Raw genomic sequence first — 24614 nt, forward strand, 5'->3', positions numbered from 1 at the left:
AAAGTTTCTCGATATCCTTCCGCTAAAATCTATCAATCTGAGGAGAAGAAGGATGTTAAAAAAATTAAAATACTATGATTACACATTAATCATTACGCCATTGATATTAACAGCATTCGGCCTTGTGATGATCTATAGCGCCAGTATGGTGACCGCGGTAGTGGATGGGCTGGAGAGTACATATTATTTAAAACGGCAAGCAGTCTGGTTCGGTTTCGGCTTCATTGGATTTCTGGTTACTTGTATATTTCCTTATCAGTATTATCAGAAATTGATGAAGTTTATTGTTATAGGTGTTCTCATCATGCTAGTTAGTGTTATTTTATTTGGAACAAATGTAAATAACGCCCAATCGTGGCTTAAGATTGGACCAATGAGCTTACAACCTGCCGAGTTTGCCAAGATTGCGCTGATTATGTACCTTGCTTCCGTATATTCCAAGAAGCAAGCTTATATTGATAAATTTACGACCGGTGTACTCCCTCCGTTAATTTTAACCGGTGTATTCATCGGTTTAATTATTATCCAACCGGATATCGGTACATCTTCTATTATTTTCTTGATCGCCTGTTCTATAATCGTTAGTTCAGGTATCCGCTGGAAGCATTTAAGTATTTTAATAGCTTTTGGAATGGGACTTTTACTCCTTGTTGCACCGTCTATGGTGACAGATGAGAGGATTTCCCGCTTTACCGGAGCATACCAGCCATTTGAAACACCAGATTCAGATGGATACCAATTAATCCAATCTTATGTAGCGATTGGAGTTGGTGGGCTTACTGGAGAGGGACTTGGACAAAGTGTACAGAAATTGGGTTATTTAACACAGGCGCATACTGATTTTATCATGGCTATCATCGCCGAAGAACTTGGATTTATTGGTGTAGTTATCGTAATAGGCTTACTTGCTGTCATTGTACTTAGGGGCTTCTTTATTTCAAGAAAATGTACAGACAGCTTTGGTGCACTGCTTGCCATTGGTATTTCTTCGATGGTCGGAATCCAAGCTTTCATTAACCTAGGTGCTATTAGTGGGCTAATGCCGATTACTGGAGTTACCTTGCCATTTATTAGTTATGGTGGTACTTCATTGTTAGTATTGCTTATCTCCATGGGTGTTCTAAACAACATTGCAATGAATGTGAGAAGGAAGGAACATGAGACAGAGAGTCAACAAGATAATGCAGATAGAAAAATAAAACAACTAAACAGAGGTGGGAAACATGGTAAATTTAAAGCATATTAAGAAAGTCTTAGTAGCAAACCGAGGGGAAATAGCAATCAGGGTATTCCGGGCGTGTAATGAACTCGGAATACGAACGGTTGCTGTTTATTCAAAAGAAGACCTAGGTTCGCTTCACCGTTTTAAAGCAGATGAAGCATACTTAATCGGGGAAGATAAGAAGCCGATCGATGCGTACCTTGATATTGAAGGCATTATCGAACTTGCTAAAGAAAAAAATATCGATGCGATTCATCCGGGTTACGGTTTTTTATCCGAAAACATCGAATTCGCTAAACGTTGTGAAGAGGAAGGTATTATCTTCATTGGTCCGAAAAGCAAGCATTTGGACATGTTTGGGGATAAGGTGAAAGCTCGCGAACAGGCAGTGAACGCAGATATTCCTGTCATACCGGGAAGCGGAGCTGTACATAGTATAGAAGAAGTTCTTATCTTTGGTGAAAAATATGGTTACCCAATCATCATTAAAGCAACTCTTGGTGGTGGCGGTCGGGGAATGCGGGTCGTTAATAGCCCTGAAGAAGTTTCCGAGGCGTATGATCGCACGAAGTCTGAAGCGAAGACAGCATTTGGTGATGATGAGATTTATGTAGAAAAATTGTTAACGAATCCAAAACATATTGAAGTCCAGATTCTTGGAGATAGCCATGGTGATATCGTCCATCTTTATGAACGAGATTGTTCGATTCAGCGTAGACACCAAAAACTGATAGAAGTTGCTCCTAGTCTTACGTTATCAGATGAACTGCGCGAGGAAATTTGCGAGGCGGCAGTGAACCTAATGCGTAATGTAGATTACCTCAATGCCGGGACAGTCGAGTTCCTTGTTTCAGAAGGCGAGTTCTATTTCATTGAAGTAAATCCGCGTGTCCAAGTGGAACATACGATTACAGAGATGATTACTGGAATTGATATTGTGCAGACGCAAATCTTAATCGCGGATGGTTACGGCTTACATGGAGAAGAAATTCAAGTTCCAAAACAAGAAGATATTATTACGGATGGGTATGCGATCCAGTCAAGAGTCACAACAGAAGATCCGTTAAATAACTTTATGCCTGATACCGGAAAGATTCTTGCTTACCGGACAGGGGGCGGGTTTGGCGTAAGACTTGATGCAGGAAATGGTTTCTCAGGGGCAATCATTAGCCCGCATTATGATTCTCTACTAGTTAAGGTGTCGACATGGGCGAAATCATATGAACAAGCCATTAGGAAGATGGTACGTAACCTTAAAGAATTCCGAATTCGCGGAATAAAAACGAATGTACAGTTTTTGGAAAAAGTAATGCACCACAAACAATTTATCACGGGGGACTATGATACAACCTTTGTTGATAAAACACCGGAATTATTTGAATTCAGAAAATCAAGAGACCGTGCAACAAGAATGCTTACTTACATTGGGGATATCACAATCAATGGAGTAGACGGAGCAGCAAAAGTAGAAAAGCCGGAATTTTCTAAGCTGCTGATCCCTCAAGTCGATCATCACTCCCCATTCCCTGACGGCACAAAGCAAATATTAGATGAAAAAGGCCCTGAAGCGTTAGCGGACTGGGTGAAAGATCAGAAAGAAGTTCTCTTAACAGACACGACTTTCCGTGATGCCCACCAGTCATTACTAGCAACTCGGATTCGCACGAAGGATCTTGTACAAATCGCTGAACCAACAGCGAAAATTCAACCGAACTTATTTTCTGTTGAAATGTGGGGAGGAGCAACTTTTGACGTTGCCTATCGCTTCTTAAAAGAAGATCCTTGGGTACGCCTTGAGCAATTACGGGAACAAATGCCGAATGTTCTATTCCAGATGTTGCTGCGTGCAAGTAATGCAGTTGGTTATAAGAACTACCCGGATAATTTAATCCATGCATTTGTTGAGAAAAGTGCAGAAAAAGGTATAGATGTATTCCGTATTTTTGACAGTTTAAACTGGTTTGATGGGATGAAGCTCGCTATCGAATCGGTTCGGAACAATAATAAGATTGCAGAGGCTGCAATGTGCTACACCGGTAATATGCTAGATAAAGGTCGATCAAAGTACGACTTGGATTACTATGTGAGCTTGGCAAAACAGTTGGAAGATGCCGGTGCTCATATTCTAGCAATTAAAGATATGGCCGGACTATTGAAGCCTGAAGCAGCATATCAGTTAATTTCAACATTGAAAGAAAAGACAGATTTACCAATCCACTTACATACACACGATACAAGTGGAAATGGAATTTATATGTATGCACGAGCAGTAGATGCCGGCGTAGATATTGTTGATGTTGCGAATGGTCCGCTCGCAGGGATGACTTCGCAACCAAGTGGACAGACGCTTTATCATGCACTGGAAGGACATGTTCGTCAGCCTGAAATGAATATCGATGCAGTGGAAGAACTCTCGCATTATTGGGAAGGGATTCGGGAATATTATAGTGATTTTGAAAGCGGGATGAAGTCACCTCACACTGAAATCTATAACCATGAGATGCCTGGCGGGCAATATAGTAATTTACAGCAGCAGGCTAAAGCGGTTGGCCTTGGGGACCGCTGGAATGAAGTAAAGAAAACATTCCGTCTCGTTAACGATATGTTTGGTGATATCGTTAAAGTAACACCATCTTCTAAAATAGTTGGTGATATGGCACTATTCATGGTACAGAATGATCTCTCGGAACAAGATGTGTATGATAAAGGGCACCAGATTGACTTTCCGGAATCTGTCATTGAGTTTGCGGCCGGATATATCGGCCAGCCTTATCAAGGTTTCCCGGAAAAACTACAGAAAGTCATTTTAAAGGATAAGGAACCGATTTCTGTCCGTCCTGGAGAATTGCTTGAGCCCGTTGACTTTGAAGCTTTAAAAGAAGAATTGGAGGAAAAGCTAGAGCAATCAGTTACTGATCAAGACGTGATTGCATATGCACTTTATCCGAAAGTATTTCTTGACTATAAAGATTTCACGGATACTTATGGTGATATGTCTGTTCTCGATACACCGACATTTTTCTATGGTATGAAGCTTGGTGAAGTGATTGATGTGACAATTGAAGAAGGGAAAACATTGATTATTAATCTTGTTTCCATTTCTGAGCCGAAACCCGATGGTACCCGTGTGATCTATTTTGAACTAAATGGTCAGACTCGTGAAATTCAAATTAAAGATAAAAGTATTCGTTCATCCGTTGCCTTTAGACCAAAAGTGGAGAAAGGGAATGAGAAGCATATTGGTGCAACGATGCCTGGTACAGTTTTAAGTGTGAACTGTAAGAAGGGCGATCAGGTGAAGAAAGGCGACCATCTGCTTACAACAGAAGCAATGAAGATGGAAACAAGTATTCAAGCGCCGTTTGGTGGAACCATTAAAGATGTCTATGTAAAAGACGGCTCCGTCATTGAAGTTGACGATATTTTAATCGAATTTGAATAAAACAAAAAACATCGCTCCCAATCAAGAGCGATGTTTTTTGTTCTAAGAAATAACTGTATTTGTGTGGTTAGGCTGTTCATGCATTTCTCTTGTTGCGCTCCGGTTTGATAACAGAAGATAGTAACTCAGCATCCCGAAATAACAAGAGATGAATAGAGCGTGTGCAAGTGTTGCGAATAGACTGAGCATCGTAAAGACACTTAATGCACCAGACAGAGCTTGTAATACAATAAGCGAAAGTGCAATCGCCCAACCGCCTACCATGACTTTAGAGTGTTTATATTCTTTAATAATTTTAACGAACAACACAATCGTCCAAAGGAACAAAATGATTGCGCTCAAACGATGCCCCATTTGTACCCATTGCTGGAAGTTATAACTCGCAATACCGCCGGGATTATTATTGTAGCAGAAGGGGAAATCTGGACAAACGAGACTGGACTCAGTATGTCGGACAAGCGCCCCTGTATAGACGACAGCGAGTGTATAAATCGTAAGCGCAATAAACTCGATTCGATGCTTTTTCTTAATGGTGAGCGATTCCGTATCCCACTTCTTGTCGGTCTCAAAAATAAGTAGCGTAAGCAGGAATACAGTAGCAAACGAAATTAGTGAAATTCCGAAATGTAATGCAAGCACAAAGTCTGATTGTCCCCATACAACAGCAGCTGCACCGATCAGTGCTTGTAAAATGAGAAAGACAACTGAACTGATAGAAAGGAATTTAACTTCACGGATATGACCGATTTTTCTCCATGCTAGAATTGCTAATAATACAACGATAATTCCCATTGAACCGGATACTAAGCGGTGACTGAGTTCGATAATCATCTCGAAGTTGAATTCAGATGGTATTAATTGTCCTTCACAAAGCGGCCAGCTATCTCCACAGCCATCTGCTGAACCTGTCTTTGTAACAAGTGCACCACCTAAAAGTACAAAGATCATCCCGATTGTCGCAACAACGGATAACCATTTTAAAAGTTTCATGTTATTTTTAAGCCTCACTTCTTCTTAGTATATGTATACACTTTATAACGTTTATAATAATATTTTACGGGAACAATATCAAAGAAATATACCCTTAGTTGAAATTCGTCATTAATTTGTAACAGTATTCAACATAAAAGCAGTATTTACCATTCAAATAGTAAAAAATACTTGCAATGTGGGGCGTAGTTTGCTAGAAATAGTATGAGGGTCGAGTGGGTTATACTTCCGGAAGAGAGAAATTCTAAAATAATGATTTGATTTAATTATCCAAAATCATTCAATCAATAATTATTTTATTTAAATAGTAATTATTGGTTGGATAGAATTTTATTTGATTCCATGATACAATAAAAGTAATTATCGGCTATATTTGTCATGTGTAAAACTAGCTATGGTAATGAAAATCTTGGCTTTTTCGAAAAAAGGGGGGAAATGAGAATGAACAAGGTGGAAACGCCGTATACAGACGTAGTAAGTGACACCGCAATTCCTGCCAAAAATATGAGAAGTATGGTGCAAGCTGTTAAAGCTCTTATCAAAATCGGAATTGTCAATTCAAATTTAATAACTGTAATTGCTGGTTTTTGGTTGGCTATATACATACATGGTCTGACGTTCAGTGAACATATCGGTACGCTGATTATGACCTTAATCGGTAGTGGTTTAGTAATCGCCGGTGGGGCTATCCTAAATAACTGGTATGATGTTGATATAGATCCGAAAATGACCCGGACAAAGACACGGCCAACTGTAACAGGGCTATTTTCGCTTAGAGCAGTCCTGATATCTGGTATCGTCACGACGATTATTGGGTTAGGGATTCTTTTTCTGTTTACAAATGCTTATGCCGCATTATTTGCCTTTATCGGTTGGTTTGTTTACATTGTGTTATATACGATGTGGACGAAACGGAAGTATACATTAAATACGATAGTGGGTTGTATTTCAGGAGCAATGCCGCCACTGATTGGTTGGTTTGCAATTACTCCAGAGCTACATATTGTTCCGATTGGACTATTTTTAATCATGTTTATATGGCAGACACCGCATTTCCTTGCTCTTGCTATGAAGAAGATGGACGAATATAAAGAGGCTGGTGTTCCAATGCTTCCGGTCGTCTATGGATTTAACATAACGAAGCGGCAAATTATTGTATACATTGCGTGTCTATTACCGTTGCCATTATTGCTTACATCACTCGGTACGACATTTGTCGTTATCGCTACCGCACTAAATATTGGATGGTTAATTCTAGCTGTTTCAGGATTATTTGTTAAAGACGATTTGAAATGGGCAAATAGAATATTTGTTTATTCTTTGAATTATCTCGTCATCCTGTTCCCGCTTATGGTTATTGTAACGCTCCCAATATTTAATTAACTATTGTCCTTAAATATAAAATTAATATATAAGGAAACAACAACAAGAAGAAAGAGAGGTATGAACACATGAAAAGATGGATGGGAAAATTTAAAGCACTCATGCTTTTTACTTTCTTAGCAATCCTATTAGCAGGGTGTGGAAAAGAGAATTTAACTTCCCTTAATCCTAAGGGCTATGGGGCAGATATAACATTAGATCTAATTCTTTATATTACATTCATCATGATTGGTGTTTTTGTAGTTGTAATGGTGATCTATACGATTGTATTGATCCGTTACCGTAAAAAGAAGGGTCAAGAGAATGAAATTCCAGTACAGGTGGAAGGGAATACGAAGTTAGAGATTGTGTGGACTGTAATTCCAATCATTCTTGTTATTATTATCTTGGTCCCTACAATTTACTTCACCTTTGATCTAGCAGATACGTCAGAGGCAAGTTCATCAATTAATATTGATGTAACAGGTAACCAGTATTGGTGGCATTTTGAGTATCAAGATGAAGAAGTCTCGACAAGTCAGGACTTGTATATCCCAACTGGAGAAAAAGTATACTTGAATATGGTTTCATCAGACGTAATTCACTCGTTCTGGGTGCCATCAATATCTGGAAAAATGGACGTTAACCCGGAAAACGTGAATACAATGTTCATTGAAGCTTATGAAGAAGGAGTTTACTGGGGTAAATGTGCCGAACTTTGTGGACCATCCCACTCGCTGATGGACTTCAAAGTAATTGCAGTAAGTCCAGAAGAGTATGAACAGTGGATCACAGACATGCAAAACTTTGATCCTGAAGAGGTACCGGACGATGCAGTTGCACAGGAAGGTCAAGACCTATTCCAAAATAACTGTATGGGATGTCACGCGCTTGGATCTGCACCATCTGGTGTTGGACCAAACTTGACTAACTTTGGTGACCGTACACACTTTGTAGGATATCTTGAACCAACAAAAGAGAATCTTGTTAAGTGGATTACAGATCCAGAGTCAATTAAGCCTGGTAACCTAATGACGGGTACGTATGATGTGACAGAAGAAGAAGCTGATAAGATAGCAGAGTATTTAATGCAGCTTCAGCCATCTGAAATAACCCCTGAGAGTGCTGGGGGCCTTATCGACTAATAATATTAATTAAGGGATGGAAGACACAAGAGGGAGGTTAAAGCTTTGAGTACTACTACTCAAAAAAGAAGCTTGGGAACCGTGATTTGGGATTACATGACCACCGTTGACCATAAAAAGGTCGGAGTATTATATTTGCTTTTCGGTGGGATATTCTTCCTAATGGCCGGATTACAAGCATTAATTATTCGAACTCAGTTAATGACACCAGAAAACGACTTTGTTTCTGCTGGCTTATATAATGAATTGATTACGATGCATGGAACGAACATGTTATTCCTTGCAGCGATGCCGTTGTTCTTCGGCTTAATGAACTATGTTATGCCACTTCAAATTGGAGCTCGTGATTTGGCATTTCCTTTCTTGAACGGTTTAGGTGTTTGGCTATTTATCTTTGGTGGACTCTTAATGAACTCTAGTTGGTTTTTTGGAGGAGCACCAGATGCAGGGTGGACAAACTACGCACCACTTTCCGTACAATCACCTGGTCATGGTATAAACTTCTATGTATTGGGACTGCAGCTAGCAGGTGCAGGAACAATTATGACAGGGATTAACTTTATAGCAACGATTGTATTAATGCGTGGACCAGGGATGACATATATGAGAATGCCGTTATTTACATGGACAACATTAGTAACAAGTATTCTTATTTTATTCGCTTTCCCAGCATTTACAATTGCACTATTCTTAATGCAGTTTGACCGTATGTTTGATTCTGCTTTCTTTGATATTGCTTTAGGTGGTAACTCGGTTATCTGGCAACACTTATTCTGGATAATGGGTCATCCTGAAGTTTATATTTTGGTTCTTCCCGCATTCGGGATATTTAGTGAAGTCATCCCGACATTCTCGAAGAAACGACTATTTGGTTATACCGCGATGGTTTTCGCTACATTCCTAATCGCATTTTTAGGATTCATGGTTTGGGCGCACCATATGTTTACTGTAGGCCTAGGACCAGTAGCTAACGCTCTTTTCGCGATTGGTACGATGGCGATTGCCGTGCCAACGGGAATCAAGATATTCAACTGGCTCCTCACAATGTGGGGCGGTAGTATTAAAATAACTACTCCGATGCTTTATGCACTTGGATTTATTCCATCTTTCACAATTGGTGGGATGACAGGTGTTATGCTTGGTTCAACAGTTGCGGACTATCAGTTCCATGACACGTATTTCGTAGTTGCGCACTTCCACTACGTTATAATTGGTGGATCAGTATTTGGTATACTAGCGGCAGTACACTATTGGTGGCCGTTGATGTTCAACCGGATGTTAAGTGAGAAGTTAGGAAAACTTGAATTTTGGCTGTTCTTTTCTGGTTTCCATTTAACATTCTTCATTCAGCATTTCTTAGGACTAATGGGTATGCCACGTCGCTACTGGGTATTCCTAGAGAATCAGGAACTGGATTTAGGAAACTTAATCAGTACGTTAGGTTCTTACTTGATGGGTCTAGCAGTAATTGTGTTATTAATTAATGTTGTGACCTCATACTTCAAAGGTCCAGCACCAAGAGACCCATGGGATGGAAGATCATTAGAGTGGTCAGTACCGAATCCAACGCCTTACTATAACTTTAAATACACACCATTAACTCGTGGATTAGATCCATTTTGGATTGAAAAAATGGAAGGTGATGGTAAGATAAAACCTGCTGAACCATTACATGACATTCATATGCCACATGGTTCAATACTTCCATTTCTAATCAGTCTTGGACTTACAGTTGCATCGTTTGGTTTTATTTACCAGTTAGATGGTCCACATGGCAGGATATTAATTTACATCGGTATGGCATTTGCTATCGGTTGTATGATTGTTCGGTCATTGAAAGATGACTACGGCTATAACATCCCCAAAGAAGAACTTGAAAAGGAGGATGATTAAGATGAGTCACCAGGAAGCAATTGGCAGGAATGCACATAAAATAGATCCAAATAATATTCCTGCAGAGCCTGCGAGGGTTACAGCAGAGGGTAAACATAAACACCTTGGTATATGGATTTTTCTTGGAAGTGAAACGGTTCTTTTTGCCAGTTTGTTCGGGACATATATCGCGCTTAAAAACTCTACTGCTGGCGGACCGACGACACAAGAATTATATGGTCTTGAACTTGTATTCTTAATGACACTTCTTTTACTTACAAGTTCTTTAACGAGTGTTTATGCAATTTACCATATGAAGAATAACAACTTTAAGAAAATGCAATTATGGATGGGTATCACTGGGTTACTAGGACTCGCATTCTTAGGTTGTGAAATTTATGAGTTCGCTCATTATATTACAGATTACGGCTTTACTTTCCGCTCTTCTGCGTTTGGTTCAGCTTTCTATGCGTTAGTCGGCTTCCACGGAGGACACGTTATTTTCGGTTTGAGCTGGTTAATCGTATTGATGGCACGTAATGCAAAACGCGGACTGGACACATATAACGCTCCGAAGTACAATACATTTGCATTGTACTGGCATTTTATTGACGTTGTATGGGTGTTCATCTTTACAGTCGTATATCTAATGGGGATGGTGGGTTAAAATGACAGAAAATACTACGCCTAACAAACTCGATTCTTACCGTAAACAAGAAAGTAAAGATGAGATGAAAATCCAAGTAATTAGCTTTGTTTCAATGATTGTATTTACCGTCATTGCATTCGCTCTTGTTGGAACGCAGTTAATGACTGGTTCGTATTTAAGTATCTTGCTAGTTGTCCTAGCAATTGTGCAGGCGATGTTCCAATTCTTATATTTTATGCATTTGAAAGATAAGGGTCATGGACCAGCTTCTGCATCAATCTACGGAGGAATGTTAATTGCATTTCTAACTATCCTTGGATTAGGAGTTATTACTTGGTGGTAAAATTTAAAAAGATCGGGAGAGTATTCCCGATCTTTTTTTGCGAATTTCGTCACATTTTTATTAAATTCTCACGAAAATATGGTATATAATAAGTGAATAAACCTTTTTATGGAGTGACTATATATGTGGTTAGAATTACAAATCTTCGGCTTTAGAGCTTTGTGGAGTCCATATTTCTTTACATTCTGTGTACTGCTAGGAGTTATTTATTATTTAGCAACTGGCCCTTACCGCCATAAATTCGGTGGAACAGAAAAGCCTACGGTTAAGCAACATGTTTTGATGTATACAGCGTTATTTCTTTTATATGTAGCTAAAGGTTCGCCAATTGATTTATTATCCCATATAATGTTTAGTGCGCATATGATACAGATGGTAGTATTTCTGCTTATCTTTCCAATCCTTGTCATTAAAGGACTTCCATTATGGGTTTGGGAAAGGGTTCTAAGAAACAATATCTTAGGTCCAATTATTCGACTACTCACAAAGCCGATTATTTCTTTGCTTTTATTTAATGGATTGTTTTCTATCTACCATATACCAGTTGTCTTTGATTTTTCAAAGTCGGCTCCAGTATGGCATTTCGTTATTCATAGTATTTTATTGATTGCTGCCTTTATCGTGTTTATTCCACTGTTATTACCATTTAAGGAAATAAATACGATGACTCCTTTATTGAAAGTCGGCTATATCTTTGCTAATGGTGTATTGATAACTCCGGCTTGTGTATTGATTATCTTTACAAAAACACCTGCTTATGAAGCTTATTTGGCAGGGGGTGCATGGTTACAATCATTAGCAATCTGTGTGCCTGGTGATGTACTTGACGGAATTGAATTAGCTCTTTCCGGGCCTGAAATGTTTTCACCATTAAGTACGATAAACGACCAGCAATTCGGTGGTGTTATTATGAAAACACTTCAGGAAGTCGTTTATTTATCATTAATGATACGAGTATTCTTTGGTTGGTTCCGGGAGAAATCAAGAGACGTCGATCCAGTTAGTGTAGAAGTAAATTAAATTATATTAAATCACACAGTAGTGCGATTTTAAAAAAATCAGGTCAACTATTTTGATAGCTGACCTGATTTTTTAATTACCTTTTTCTTGAGCGAGTGGTTTTAATTCATTGGCTAAGTTTGTTAGCAATGTTTGCGCACGTTCCACGAGTGATTCTGGGAAGTTCTCTTCTTCACCATACTCGATTCCATGTGGATAGTAATGCTTACCGAGTAATGGAGTTAATAGCTTGATCACCGCATCTCTGCGATCTACATCTCCACTTGTCGCATAACCTTGAACACGGATATAATATGTAATATTTTTTTCATTGGAACCAATTTTGTAATCATATGTTACTCGTTCATAGTCCCACTGTCCAGCACGGATAAAGGCATGCTGCCCCGTAATTTTATCAAGCGGTTTCAAGTCCATTACTAAATCGTCAATTCCAGTGTTTTCAATTCTCATTTTTTTCACCCCTAATAATTGTCCACTTTATTTAATCATAGTATGAATAGAAATAATTTGCAATGAAAACCTGTTCGGTTAAAAAGGATTATAATTAGAATTAATAGGGAAAACATTGAATGTATCATACTATATCTTCATAGACTGTAATATATCATAATAGAGGGGCTGTATCGATGCGTATATTACGAAGTTTAGTACTACTTACTATCGTTGTTATTCTTGCTTTTTATTGGATAGAACAAGACGAACTGAATAGTCAAGAAAAAGTGGAGTCACAAGTAGTTGAAAAAGCCCTTATGCTGCAAGCAAAGTCAACACCTGTCCTTACAGCGAGTAAACAAGTGTTACAAGGGGATTTATACCATTGGATTGGAAAACCCATAGAAGAGCTCGAACAGGAGATGGGCGAGCCTGTACGAAAGGATTTGAGCGCTTACGGGTACATATGGTGGGTTTACACGAACGAAAGTGATTACTATATCCAATTCGGAATAGAAGATGACCATGTGCAAACCATTTATGCTATTGGGAATGGTTTATCATTAGAGCCGATTCAACTTGGGGCATCTTATGAATCAATTAGAGAAGAGTTTCCATTCAAGGAAGAAGTCGGTTATACAGACGGTTACGCTACTTATACATTCCGTATGACAGCAGAAGATATGATCCAGCGACCTTTAGTAAAGGTTTCCGACGATTTATTCATGCAATTTTACTTTGATACGTTTACAAATGAGTTGTCATCTGTTCGTCTTATGGAAGCGGACGTCTTATTACGCCATCAACCATATGAAGTTGTCTACCGCGGTCCGCTTCCAGCTAAACCAGATCTTACGGATAATGAATGGAGTCAAGTGGAAAAGGGGATGGAACAACAAATATTCAATATAAGTAACGTGTTAAGGAACCGTTTTGATAAATCTACATTGGAATGGGAAGAAGATGTAAGTGGTGTGGCATACAATCATAGTAAAGATATGAATGATAATAATTATTTTTCTCATTATAGTTTGAATGGGGATGGATTGAAAGAAAGGCTAGAAATTACAGGGTTACTTTATATATCTGCTGGGGAAAATATTGCAGCACAATACCCGGATGCCCCAGCTGCAGTTGAAGGTTGGTTAAATAGTGATGACCACCGGGAAGCACTGCTTCAGGAAGAATATACTCACCTAGGAGTAGGAGTTTATCGCTTTTACTATACACAGAACTTTTTAGCAAAGCCGATGTAACTCGGCTTTTTCTTTTTGTCTCCATTAAACAGTATGCTTTTTTCAGCGTAAGTGACTTGCTCGTCCTCCAGACTGGCTCTCTAATCGCCGTTCAGTTGCCCGGTGGAGTGGATTAATATTAATGGAAAATATTCCACCATTATCTCACCATAAAGCTTACGAGGAGTAACCCGGCCGCCTGCGGACTTCCTGATGATAGGTGCACACCTAAGCTGACTGAAAGTATACGGCAGTTATTACATGGTGCAGGCGTTCTTAACTAGCTCAGATTGCAATAGTTGAGTTGATTATAAGCTTTTGAACAGTTCATGCCTATTTGCATATTTTAATAATATGCGAATATCTAATTGCAAATGAGGTGAGTGATGATGGCAGAAGAATCTAATGTGGAGCTTAAACGGTTCAAATCATTTATAAACAGCCACCCAAAATTAGTCCGTAAAATACGTAAAGATGGGAAAAGCTGGCAAGAAATCTATGAGCAATGGGTTCTGCTCGGTGAAGATGACATCCACTGGGAACAATATAAAGAAGAAACAGATGAAAAAAGTAAAAGCGGTGAAGAGAAGAAACAGACATTTTCTAAACTTGACTTAAAACCTGACTTTGTAAAGCAAATTTTAAAATATACAGAAACGGTAGATGTAAATAAGCTTCAAGAACAGGTACAGCAACTAAGTGATACAATTGCAACGGTACAAGAAATTGTCGATATATACAAAAAACCACCGGCACAAGAGAATAGAACTAGACAGCCTTTTGATTGGTTTAGAGACTAGGGGGGAAGAACATGGAACAGGCAGTTTACCTCTATTTACGTGAGCAGCCGAAATTGCTTGAGTTTATCAGACGACAACCAATCTGGTATCGATATTTACTTAGGGAGGGAGCAAAGTTACTTCCAGAACTTGAGAAGGAAGCTAAAGTGTTCTATGGTCAAACTTTCTCCGGCAGGTTAAATCGTGTGAGTGATCAAGTTCAAATGGCTTCCATGTTGATCAATGTTGCTAACATTTTAAAAGATTAGTGCCGTTTTATTTTCATAAATCCAATTAAATGTTAAAATCAGGGTGGAGGTGTTAAAATGATTGCGACAATGGAGTATGTAACAATTTTAGATGATGCGGAAGAGCTTGGAAAAGTAGTTTTCGATTCGGATGTAATGCGAGACTATCTTGAGAAAAAAGCATCATTAGAACAAGATAAAGAAGCGCAAAAGCTAGTAAAAGCTTTTAACGATATAAAAGAACATTATGATGATATACAACGATTCGGACGTTATCATCCTGATTATCAAGAAATAATGAAGAAAGTCCGCTCAACAAAACGGGCGATGGATATGCATGAAAGTGTTGCCGCTTTTAAAGTGGCTGAACGGAATGTGCAAAGTTTATTAGATGAAATTAGCGAAGTGATCGCCTTTAGCGTCAGCAATCAAATAAAAGTACCGAAAGATGGAGCACTTCTAACCGATAGTGGCTGTAGTTCTTGTGGAAGTGGCGGCAGTTGTGGCTGCGCGTCTTAATGATAAATTTACTTTTCATTATTTCCTTTTATCACGTATCAACGTTCTGTAATCTTCTCACCTCTAAACATGAGGGAAGCCCAACATGTTAAGGTGGGGGATAAACAGTTCGTAAATACCTGATTCTGTTCAACTAACATTCAGTGGGGAGGTAAGGAATTCCCCACTGAATGAAGTTTCACTTTATAAATATGGAGTAGGTGAAAATCTTGATCCCAAAGCGACAAGGGTTGATTGTATGGTTCCAACATATGAAAAACCTGAAGCATATTAAACGATATGGTAATCTCATCCATGCCTCTAAAATACATAAATATGCCGTAGTCTATGTTAATCAAGAGGATATTGAAACGATTGAGAAAAAGCTTCTCCGGCATTCCTTCGTATCCAAAGTAGACCGGTCGTACAAACCTTTTGTCCGCACAGACTACGAGAATACGAAGCCTGACGAAGCGAAAAAATTTGATTATAAAATGGGTATTTAAGAACAAAGGCGGAAGCGCCCGTTTAGCAACGTACAAACTAGAGCACTCTGGAATGAGATAAAGGAAACACAACGAACGATAGTGAGTTGATGTTGACTTATCGATTGGAGGAGTGTGAAGTTTGATAGTTGTTGGGCGCTGGAGCCGGACGTGGCTAACCCTGAATAACTAAGTTATCACAGCATTTTTATTTTATAGTACTACAACACGAAAAAAAACCTGCAGAACAAACATCTGCAGGTTCTTTTTGTTTTCATGATGAAAACAAAAAGACAAAGGGAGAGGAGAAACCAGAGTAAAACCTACGGGGAAGAATAAGTATACTCTGTTTGAATCAACCAACTAACGTTTAGTTGAATCATTATGCTAGTATGTACAAACAAATAAAAATTATACAATATGAAAAAAATAACCTATCTATCCACCCCCTCGGAATAGAGGTTATTTAATTAATGATGTCTAGGTACATACGTTAAAGACTTTCGAACCCCGGCTAAAGTTATGTTATACTTGCAAGATACAAATTCACTAATTGTTAATCGTAAGTAAACATAAGTTTAATTATTTTTGGTTTTGTGGTAGGATAATGTCGAATCGTCGAATTGGAGTGACCGCCATGAGAGTAATAGCCGGAAAACGAAAAGGACAGGCATTAAAAGCTGTCCCCGGTAATGAAACTAGACCAACAACAGATAAAATCAAAGAAGCGATCTTCCAATCCATCGGCCCGTTTTTTGACGGGGGACGTGTATTGGATTTATTTGCCGGCAGTGGCTCCCTCGGAATCGAAGCGCTCAGCCGTGGAATGGACCAAGCGATCTTTGTTGATAAGCAAGGAAAAGCAATACATACAATCAAAGAAAACTTAAAAACGGTGAAAATGGCTAACCAAGCAGAAGTATATCGGGCTGATGCAAAGCGCGCCTTGAAGGCAGCAGCAAAGCGCGGAATTGTCTTTGACTTAATCCTGCTTGACCCGCCGTACGGAAAGGTAAATCTAATCTCTCTTATTCAAGAGATTATCGAATATGAGCTTATCAGGAAAAATGGTTTACTATACTGTGAACACGATCCACGTGATAAACTGCCGGAAGAAACAGCAAATTTGACGATACAAAAACAAGAAGTTTACAGCAGTACAATTGCAGTAACTATCTACCGTTTTAAATAGGAAGGGGTTAGATCATGACTAAGCTAGCTATTGTTCCTGGCAGTTTTGATCCATTTACAAATGGACATTTAGATATTGTTGAGCGAGGGGCAAAAATTTTTGATGAAATTCTTGTAACGGTTTTTAATAACCAAGCAAAATCACCGTTGTTCACTGTGGAGGAACGTGTGAATTTAATTAAAGAATCGACAAAACATTTGCCGAACGTAAAAGTAGATTCTTCCGACTTTCTACTTATGGACTATGCTACCGAAAAAAACGCAAATGCGGTCATTCGTGGTTTACGGGCAATTAGTGATTTTGAGTATGAAATGCAGATTACTTCGATGAACCGGAAATTAAATAAAGATATTGAAACGTTTTTTATAATGACTAATAATCAATTTTCCTTTTTGAGCTCGAGCATGATTAAAGAAGTTGCCCAGTATAATGGTAATATTACCGGGCTTGTACCGGAGATTGTTGAATTGGAATTAAAAAAGAAATTTAATTTTACATAATGCTTGAGGGCTAACATTCGGGTAAAGTGAACAGAATGTTAGCTCTCATTTTTACTATTCTTGATAAACAAGAGGAAACCTACCCATAGGAAAAGAATTGTAATAAATGGTCCAATATTTGTAAGCTGCTGAAGTGTATAGGAAAAGAAGGTATCTGTAGGTTGAGTTGCTACTGTAATTTCGCTATACATTGTTTGGTAATCCAAATAAAGTGGCTTGTAGAATATAATGGTCAAGATACTTGCAATGATTCCGTGTAAAACGCGGGCAAATACATAAGGTGAAAAGCGTATGTCTGTTTTAGCAAGGATACTGGCGACTTGCGCTTGAACGGAAAAGCCATTAAAACCGAGTATGAAGCTCACGAGAATTACTTTCGGGAGTAAGGAGTCAGTTGTGATTTCGGATATCAATGTTGCGCCAAGCGTAATTTCAAAAAGTCCTGAAAAAAACGGAACTGCAAGTGTACCGGGAATGCCAAGCAAGAAGAATATACCTTCAAATAGTTTACTGAATAATATAGTGAAATTTACAAGGTGAAGCAGTTGAACGATAACGGAAAATAAAATAATAAATCCACCGACCATGACGAGAGTTTTAATTGATTGTAAAACTGCATCTCCAAGTATTTCTCCAAGCGGCCTAGGGTCTCTACTGCGTGTCCGGTGCATTTGTTTTACTGCTTGAATAAGAATCGGGCTATTATTTTTTTTCTTTGCCTTATTAATTATCGGCTTCTCTTCGCGTATTTTATAAAACCGCATGAGTATCCCGACAACCATGTTGCTTCCATAGTGAGCTGCCGCAAGTAACGCGCCAAGCGCAGCATTATGGAATAAACCGACTGAAATAGCTCCAAAAATAAATAATGGGCTCGAATTATTTGTGAAGGATACGAGCCTTTCTGCTTCAATTTGGGTTAATTGTTTCTCTTCTCTAAGTCTTGCCGCTATTTTCGCGCCTGTTGGGTACCCACTTGCCATTCCCATCATCCATCCGAAACTACCGGCACCTGGCACATTAAATAGCGGTCGCATGATCGGCTCAAATAAGACGCCGAGAAATTTAACAACACCGAAAGCAAGTAATAATTCTGCAGTAATAAAAAATGGCAGAAGAGAAGGGAAAACTACTTCTGCCCACATGTTCAACCCACGTAAGCTAGCGGCTAATGCTTCGTCGGGAAAATATATAAGTAATATCGTTAAACAAATCGTAATTGCTGCTAATAAAATAGTTTTCACAAATGGATTCAAGTTAAAGCCCCCTAATACACGAGCATGTTCTGTACAACCAATTTTAGAAGGTGTAAAATAAACACGAGAATAATTGCGCGAATTAAGTACAAGCTATATATTCTCTATCAATATACGCAGCTTAGGGCTTTGAATATGACTACTATTTACAGAATATAGTTATTCGAAAGGAAGGTGTTGACTGGAAGATGAAATTCTCAAAGAAAAAAATACTGTTTTATTTAATTTTTTTCATCGCTTTATACTTTTTTGCTACATATCAATTACCATATTATATTCAAAAACCTGGGAATACCGAGCCATTAAATCCAATTGTGGAAGTGGCTGATGCATACGAAAGTGAAGGAGAAATGTACTTAGTGACGGTTAGCGGACTACAGGCTACACCACTCCATTATATCCTTGCAAAAATACTTCCACATAACGAGATTAAACCTCTCCATGAAGTAATTCCAGAAGGGATAAGCACAGATGATTATATGCATGCACAACTTCAAGTGATGGAAAGCTCCCAGGAAGCCTCTCTCGTAGTCGCTTACGAGGCAGCTGGTCGTGATATTAAGATCGATTATGCAGGTGTGTATGTCGTAAGCGTTGTCGAGGATATGCCGTCTTTTGGAAAGCTTGAGATGGGAGATTTAATAACTCGAATTGATGGGATCGAAATCACTGAATCCACTGATTTAATCAATTATGTTGAGGAAAAGGCTGCTGGTGAAACAATTACGGTTGAATTATTGAGAGAAGATGAGCAACTAACGGAAGAAATAACGTTGGATTACTTTCCAGATGATGAGACTCGAGTAGGAATGGGAATCAGTTTGGTAACCGATCGGGAAGTGACGGTGAATCCTGAAGTCGAGTTCTCCAGTGGTCAAATTGGTGGTCCAAGTGCCGGGTTAATGTTCGCTTTAGAAATTTACGATCAATTGACCGAGGAAGATATTACAAAAGGTTATGAAATTGCCGGTACAGGAGAAATCGATTATGAAGGAAATGTATACCGAATCGGTGGAATAGACAAAAAGGTTGTCTCTGCTGACAGGGAGGGAATTGATATTTTCTTCGCCCCACATGAGGAAGGAAGAGAGGATTCCAATTATGTCGTTGCTAAAGAAAAAGCAGAAGAAATCGGCACAGCGATGGAAATTGTACCAGTTGATACGTTTAATGATGCATTAGAGTATTTAGAAGCACTACCTGAAAAATAATAAAGCTTGCGGGCAGAGTAATTAATCGTAACGTTACCCTGCTGCAAGCTTTTTTTAATCACGCATTAACGGTCTGTAATACCCCCACCGCTAAACATGAAGGAAGCCCAACATGTGAAGGTGGGGGATATACAGTCCGTAAATCATTCTAACATTCAGTGGGGGGAGGTACGGAAACCTCCACTGAATGAAGTTTCACTCTATCTAACGATTCGGATTGGCCCTTTTAATTCTTGGTTAAATAGCACTTTTCTGGTGGAGGGCTCAAGGATACTGTAATAGGAAAGGCTCGCTTTTTCTTCTAGTTGCATTAAGGGATGCATGTTTTTACGGTAGCTAGATAGAACAGGAATTTTGATTGCTTTTTTTACATGGTTTAAATATTTTTGTCCTTGCTCGGTGATGCCGAGAACTCGCACATATGGAAGTTTAGAATCCTCGGCCAAAAATGGGGCTAGTTCATCTTTAGTCGTATTCGTTAACAGATGAGTAAAGATCCGCTGAATTCTCGTCCATGTATACCGTTTGGTTTTGATTTTGCGGAACCAATCTTCCATATTTTCCACTTGGTTAGCAGTATTTTTCAAGCGATATTCGATTCCCTCTGTTACTCCGTGGATTTGCCGGAGTTCCTGGGGAGTCATTGTTTGCACCCGGTAATTCACAAGTTGAAAATAATGTTCCCAGTGATGCCAATGAGAAGTTGTTTGTTTATATTGTTGGAGCATTTCAGCAGTGATCGCTGGAAGTGCTACGCGAGCCTGTGATGTTACGTTCTGATGCTCAATGATTTCTTTTCGAATACTCGTCGCACTTGCAATTTCTCCTGCAATGTCGGGATCATGAAACTCATTGTTTAATCGTTTGATTGTATGAATATCCATCGGCAAATCCTGTTCAAGGATTGTATTTACATAACCCATGCCGAGAATGTTATTCGGTTGGGATAGATCGAATTGTTGATTTACAAGTCCAATTGCTTCATACGCTTTCATGCTCGCTTCTGGAAAAGACAGACCTTGATGTAAGTGTGCTTTTAACTCGATTTCATACTCTTTTTTCCGTTCTTTCTGTACCAGGTTAGCTGATATAAACGGTTCTGCAGTACCAGCTTCACTCCCGAAACAAATACTTGAAGCTCCTAGCTCATGAAGCAATTGTACAGCCCCTCTTGCAAAATAATCACTATTTTGCACCGCGTAAGCATATGGTAACTCTAATACGATGTCAACACCGGAGGAAAGGGCGGCTCTTGTCCGGTGAAATTTATCGATGATTGCAGGCTCCCCGCGTTGTAGGAAGTTACCGCTCATAACTGCAATTACGGAATCAGCCTGTGATACTTCTTTAGCTTTTTGGACATGATATGCATGACCATTGTGAAAGGGATTATATTCGACAACGACGCCACAAGCTTTCATTTATTTCAACTCCCAGCATTAATGTGCTATTATTGTAACAAATAAAGGAAGAGAATTTCAGCTAAAAGCAGAAAAAAGATTTTATTAGTTAGCTGTAAAGAAAAGATATTGACAAAACATCAATTTTCTTTTAAAATAACTCTTGTTGCCTAGAGGTGATGAACATGAAAATTTCTGTCTCACAGATTCAGAGAGGGAGCTTTAATGCGCCCCTTGAAGTGGAAGAAACAGTTGATGTTTCGGAATTGGAAACGATGAATAATGATATTCGCCGAATTGGACCTGCACAGGTTAAAGCTTTATTGACAATGGACCAGAATGAAGAAATAATTGCTTCTTTAACCATTAAAGGTGAAATGACTTTACCATGTGCAAGAACACTTGTGGATGTTCCTTATTCGTACGACATTTCGGTTGATGAAGTATTCTCTACTTCTCCATTTATCACCGAAGATGAGTTGGAAGAAGAAATTCATCCGGTTGAAGGAGAAGTGCTTGACTTAAAGCCGTATATCATGGAAAATATTCTATTGGACATCCCATTTCGAGTGTTCTCAGAGGAATCCAATCCGGAAGGCGCAGCACCTAAAGATGGTGCCGGCTGGAGTTTTGTTCAAGAGGAAGAACCAAAGGAACAAACTATTGATCCGCGTTTAAAAAAATTGGCGTCTTTACTTGAAAATAATAAGAAGGAAAATGAATAGTGAATAACGTTCTTTTCATTTGAAGGAGGTGTAGGTCATGGCAGTACCTAAGCGTAAAACATCGAAAAAAGTAAGAAACCAACGTCGTACTCATAAAAAACTACATGTACCTGGCATGGTAGAATGTTCTAATTGTGGTGAATTGACGAAGCCGCACCATGTATGTAAAGCATGTGGACATTATGATGGAAGAGAAGTTGTTCGCAACTAATTGTTAGACAACAGCGAGGAGCAGATCACAATCACGTGGTCTGTTTTTTATTTTTTTCTTGTATAATAACTTGGAGACTAGAAGAAAGAATGAAAAGGGGCGAATTTTCTTGGGAGAAGTAATCAACTATGAAATAAATGACGAAGGTTATGGAACAATCCGTTTGAACCGACCGGAGAAGCAAAATGCAATTTCGTTACATATGGCAGAACAGTTACAAGAAAAACTAGTTGAAGCAAGAGAGGCTAATTTGAAATTTTTAATTCTTACAGGGGTAGAGAATCGAATGTTCTCCGCTGGTGGGGATTTAAATGATTTACACGGAGAACTGTCAACTAGTGAAGCATTCGCCAGATTAAAGCCAATGATGGATGTATTGCAGATGGTCCTTCATTTCCCTGTACCGGTAATTGCCCTGTTGAACGGGAATGCGTTAGGTGGAGGATGTGAACTTGCGACAGCTTGCGACATCCGGATTGCTAAAGCGAATACAAAATTCGGATTTATCCAGTCGACCATTGGTATCCTACCCGGCTGGGGCGGTGGTACGATACTTTATAAAAAAGTGCAACCAGATTTTGCACTGGATTGGATTGCAAGGGGAGCTATATTAGACGCCTGTGAACTCGAAGAAAAAGGGTGGATTCACCATGTAATCGACGACAAGGATTGGGACGATGCCATTTATCTAGAAAACTATATAGCAAAGTCGGAAGAACAGATGCGTCTATTAAAAAAGCAATTCACAATCAATATCGCAGCAGATGAACTTTCTAGGCTGATGGTGGAAGAGGTGAAAAGCGCTGCTAGTTTATGGGAATCTGAAGCTCATAAGCAGGCAATTGAAAAATTTTCTAAAAAGAAATAGCTAAACATGATTCTATCAACCCTCACTTCTGCATACATTGATAGCAAAGTAATGAAGGAGGATTGCGATGAAAGAAACTAGACAGGATGCATGGACGAAAGAAGAAGATGTTTTACTAGCAGAAACCGTCCTGCAATATATTAAAAATGGTAATACCCAGTTGGAAGCGTTTAAAGAAGTGGCTGCTAAACTTGCAAGAACACCGGCAGCTTGTGGTTTCCGTTGGAATGCGACAATTCGGAAGCAGTATGATTCAGCGATCCGCAAAGCGAAAGAAGAGCGAAAAAAGGTGAGTAGCCAAGCATTGCGTGCGCTCCAGGCGAATGAGGGTGCTCTTGAAATGAATGCAATTGAGTCTGCAATACAACTTCTAGAACAATTGAAAAGTAAAGGCTCTGAAGCCGAGAATAATGAACAAGTGCAATTGATTGAGAGGCTTAAACAGGAGAATGAGCAACTGAATCAACAAATCGAACGGTATAAAAATGCTTGGAGCGAGATGGAAAAGTTATGGAATTGGGTGGATGGAAACAGTGAACGTAATCTCGGTGTTTAAAAAAACCACGTGAAGTTCGTTCACTAACTTCACGTGGAAATTTTTCATTCATCGTCTTGATTAGGGTGTGCGGCCTTTTCCTGGACACCTTGAGGTAGCCAAATCAATGGATTCTCCCCAAGGTCCCGTTCGAGATCATATTGGGCTTTTTGGAAACCCATCTTTTCCCAGAAGCCTTGTGAATTGATCCGTGGACTTGTTTTAATTGGTAAATCAAAGCTCTTTGCATAGTCCACCATCAATTTTCCATACCCTTGCCCTTGGTAGTCTGGTAATACTTCCAGCTTCCAGAGTGCTAAATAATCCTGTGGTGGGTCAAAATAGTTATCATATTTTTCTTTTATTCTGTATAAACTCATTCTCGCTATTAAGTTCTCCCCGATATAAACCCCGTAAAAAGGTGATTCACTATTGTTTTCAATCAAGTTGTTCTGTAAGTCCTCGAGCATAGAGAGTTCTTGGTTGCCATATTCTTTGAAGCGTTTAAATTTCTCAAGTGTTTTGTAGTTGATTAATAAGTTTTCCACCTTCACTTTATTCATACTTACATCCCCCTTAGTTTATCATGGATATTCATTCATGAAACATTAAATGATCAAAGCATGTTAGATGTATTCTTTCTCTTTATAATTATACATTAATTAATAGTTTTTTTAAATCTTGAGGTTGTGTAACATTGTTATTTCGAATATAGTAGAATCAAAATAGTGCAATCTTGAATGCCAATTTTTATACACTCAACTTACTTGAGTAGATCACTTCCATTCAGCGTAAGTGTTTAGCACGTTCTCCTGGCTAGATTTCTAATCGCCGTTCAGTTGCCCGGTGGACGGATGCTTTCCGCGGGCACAGCCGAAGCCTCGACGCACAGGACGTGCTAATGCAGACGTTGCCACAGGACGTGGCGTACTTAGTCTGCCTCGGGCTGAGCACTAAGGGGTCTCCGGACTCGTGCTATTCCCGCAGGAGCCAC

General features: G+C 39.1%; 25 protein-coding genes. 20 read left to right on the top strand and 5 right to left on the bottom strand.

Annotation, left to right across the window (positions count from 1 at the left end; translation table 11 throughout):
• Positions 1-52: 52 nt before the first annotated feature.
• Positions 53-1246 carry a putative lipid II flippase FtsW gene (gene ftsW / locus WKU33_RS06950; RefSeq protein WP_336251597.1) on the top strand — a complete coding sequence of 398 codons (1194 nt, stop codon included), beginning with the start codon at positions 53-55 and terminating at the stop codon, positions 1244-1246.
• Positions 1224-4664, top strand: coding sequence for a pyruvate carboxylase (pyc, locus tag WKU33_RS06955; RefSeq protein ID WP_336251598.1), 3441 nt, complete (start codon positions 1224-1226; stop codon positions 4662-4664). The genes ftsW and pyc overlap by 23 nt, the downstream gene beginning before the upstream one ends.
• A gap of 42 nt (positions 4665-4706) precedes the next feature.
• On the opposite strand, the gene WKU33_RS06960 is transcribed toward pyc, so the two are convergent.
• Positions 4707-5654: a COX15/CtaA family protein gene (locus WKU33_RS06960; RefSeq protein ID WP_156857600.1), complete on the bottom strand. Its 948-nt coding sequence runs from the start codon at positions 5652-5654 to the stop codon at positions 4707-4709.
• A gap of 441 nt (positions 5655-6095) precedes the next feature.
• On the opposite strand from WKU33_RS06960, the gene cyoE reads away from it, so the two are divergent.
• The 6 genes from cyoE to ctaG all read left to right on the top strand — a co-directional run bounded on the left by cyoE (position 6096) and on the right by ctaG (position 12045).
• Positions 6096-7037 (top strand): heme o synthase, encoded by a 942-nt coding sequence (gene cyoE / locus WKU33_RS06965; RefSeq protein WP_156857601.1) that lies wholly within the window; start codon positions 6096-6098, stop codon positions 7035-7037.
• Between the two features lie 68 nt (positions 7038-7105).
• Complete coding sequence (gene coxB / locus WKU33_RS06970) at positions 7106-8161, top strand: cytochrome c oxidase subunit II (RefSeq protein ID WP_336251599.1); 1056 nt, start codon at positions 7106-7108, stop codon at positions 8159-8161.
• A 96-nt stretch (positions 8162-8257) separates the two neighbouring features.
• Entirely contained in the window at positions 8258-10054 is a 1797-nt protein-coding gene (locus WKU33_RS06975) for a cytochrome c oxidase subunit I (protein ID WP_156857618.1), read from the top strand.
• A 1-nt stretch (position 10055) separates the two neighbouring features.
• Positions 10056-10700: a cytochrome c oxidase subunit 3 gene (locus WKU33_RS06980; RefSeq protein WP_156857603.1), complete on the top strand. Its 645-nt coding sequence runs from the start codon at positions 10056-10058 to the stop codon at positions 10698-10700.
• Between the two features lies 1 nt (position 10701).
• Positions 10702-11025, top strand: coding sequence for a cytochrome C oxidase subunit IV family protein (locus WKU33_RS06985; protein WP_156857604.1), 324 nt, complete (start codon positions 10702-10704; stop codon positions 11023-11025).
• 123 nt (positions 11026-11148) lie between these two features.
• Positions 11149-12045, top strand: a complete 897-nt coding sequence (gene ctaG / locus WKU33_RS06990) for a cytochrome c oxidase assembly factor CtaG (protein WP_156857605.1) — start codon at positions 11149-11151, stop codon at positions 12043-12045.
• A gap of 72 nt (positions 12046-12117) precedes the next feature.
• Here the strand turns inward: ctaG and WKU33_RS06995 are convergent, their stop codons facing one another.
• On the bottom strand, positions 12118-12495 hold the full coding sequence (locus WKU33_RS06995; RefSeq protein WP_156857606.1) for a YugN family protein: 378 nt from the start codon (positions 12493-12495) through the stop codon (positions 12118-12120).
• A gap of 176 nt (positions 12496-12671) precedes the next feature.
• On the opposite strand from WKU33_RS06995, the gene WKU33_RS07000 reads away from it, so the two are divergent.
• From WKU33_RS07000 to coaD, 7 genes are all read left to right on the top strand, one after another.
• Positions 12672-13733 (top strand): CAP domain-containing protein, encoded by a 1062-nt coding sequence (locus tag WKU33_RS07000; RefSeq protein ID WP_340453883.1) that lies wholly within the window; start codon positions 12672-12674, stop codon positions 13731-13733.
• 368 nt (positions 13734-14101) lie between these two features.
• Positions 14102-14512 carry a spore coat protein YlbD gene (ylbD, locus tag WKU33_RS07005; RefSeq protein WP_336251601.1) on the top strand — a complete coding sequence of 137 codons (411 nt, stop codon included), beginning with the start codon at positions 14102-14104 and terminating at the stop codon, positions 14510-14512.
• 11 nt (positions 14513-14523) lie between these two features.
• On the top strand, positions 14524-14760 hold the full coding sequence (locus tag WKU33_RS07010; protein WP_156857608.1) for a YlbE-like family protein: 237 nt from the start codon (positions 14524-14526) through the stop codon (positions 14758-14760).
• A 57-nt stretch (positions 14761-14817) separates the two neighbouring features.
• Complete coding sequence (locus WKU33_RS07015) at positions 14818-15258, top strand: YlbF family regulator (RefSeq protein WP_156857609.1); 441 nt, start codon at positions 14818-14820, stop codon at positions 15256-15258.
• A 209-nt stretch (positions 15259-15467) separates the two neighbouring features.
• Positions 15468-15743 carry a YlbG family protein gene (locus WKU33_RS07020; protein ID WP_336251679.1) on the top strand — a complete coding sequence of 92 codons (276 nt, stop codon included), beginning with the start codon at positions 15468-15470 and terminating at the stop codon, positions 15741-15743.
• A gap of 616 nt (positions 15744-16359) precedes the next feature.
• Positions 16360-16914 carry a 16S rRNA (guanine(966)-N(2))-methyltransferase RsmD gene (rsmD, locus tag WKU33_RS07025; RefSeq protein WP_232334464.1) on the top strand — a complete coding sequence of 185 codons (555 nt, stop codon included), beginning with the start codon at positions 16360-16362 and terminating at the stop codon, positions 16912-16914.
• Between the two features lie 14 nt (positions 16915-16928).
• On the top strand, positions 16929-17414 hold the full coding sequence (coaD, locus tag WKU33_RS07030) for a pantetheine-phosphate adenylyltransferase (RefSeq protein ID WP_156857612.1): 486 nt from the start codon (positions 16929-16931) through the stop codon (positions 17412-17414).
• Positions 17415-17452: 38 nt separating this feature from the next.
• Here coaD and ylbJ read toward each other — a convergent pair whose 3' ends face one another.
• Entirely contained in the window at positions 17453-18670 is a 1218-nt protein-coding gene (gene ylbJ / locus WKU33_RS07035) for a sporulation integral membrane protein YlbJ (RefSeq protein WP_336251603.1), read from the bottom strand.
• A gap of 188 nt (positions 18671-18858) precedes the next feature.
• Between ylbJ and WKU33_RS07040 the strand changes: the two genes are divergently transcribed.
• Positions 18859-19881: a SepM family pheromone-processing serine protease gene (locus WKU33_RS07040; protein ID WP_336251604.1), complete on the top strand. Its 1023-nt coding sequence runs from the start codon at positions 18859-18861 to the stop codon at positions 19879-19881.
• 200 nt (positions 19882-20081) lie between these two features.
• Here the strand turns inward: WKU33_RS07040 and WKU33_RS07045 are convergent, their stop codons facing one another.
• Complete coding sequence (locus WKU33_RS07045) at positions 20082-21302, bottom strand: nucleotidyltransferase (RefSeq protein WP_336251605.1); 1221 nt, start codon at positions 21300-21302, stop codon at positions 20082-20084.
• Between the two features lie 164 nt (positions 21303-21466).
• On the opposite strand from WKU33_RS07045, the gene WKU33_RS07050 reads away from it, so the two are divergent.
• From WKU33_RS07050 to WKU33_RS07065, 4 genes are all read left to right on the top strand, one after another.
• Positions 21467-22006 carry a YceD family protein gene (locus WKU33_RS07050; protein ID WP_336251606.1) on the top strand — a complete coding sequence of 180 codons (540 nt, stop codon included), beginning with the start codon at positions 21467-21469 and terminating at the stop codon, positions 22004-22006.
• A 37-nt stretch (positions 22007-22043) separates the two neighbouring features.
• Positions 22044-22217 (top strand): 50S ribosomal protein L32, encoded by a 174-nt coding sequence (rpmF, locus tag WKU33_RS07055; protein ID WP_336251607.1) that lies wholly within the window; start codon positions 22044-22046, stop codon positions 22215-22217.
• A 109-nt stretch (positions 22218-22326) separates the two neighbouring features.
• Complete coding sequence (locus tag WKU33_RS07060) at positions 22327-23085, top strand: enoyl-CoA hydratase/isomerase family protein (RefSeq protein ID WP_336251608.1); 759 nt, start codon at positions 22327-22329, stop codon at positions 23083-23085.
• 67 nt (positions 23086-23152) lie between these two features.
• A complete protein-coding gene (locus WKU33_RS07065; RefSeq protein ID WP_336251609.1) occupies positions 23153-23641 on the top strand; it encodes an RsfA family transcriptional regulator in 489 nt (162 codons plus the stop codon).
• A 44-nt stretch (positions 23642-23685) separates the two neighbouring features.
• On the opposite strand, the gene WKU33_RS07070 is transcribed toward WKU33_RS07065, so the two are convergent.
• Positions 23686-24183, bottom strand: a complete 498-nt coding sequence (locus tag WKU33_RS07070) for an N-acetyltransferase (protein ID WP_156855545.1) — start codon at positions 24181-24183, stop codon at positions 23686-23688.
• Positions 24184-24614: the final 431 nt, after the last annotated feature.

The sequence above is a fragment of the Oceanobacillus sp. HCA-5259 genome (assembly GCF_037892815.1).
Lineage (GTDB): Bacteria > Bacillota > Bacilli > Bacillales > Amphibacillaceae > Oceanobacillus > Oceanobacillus indicireducens.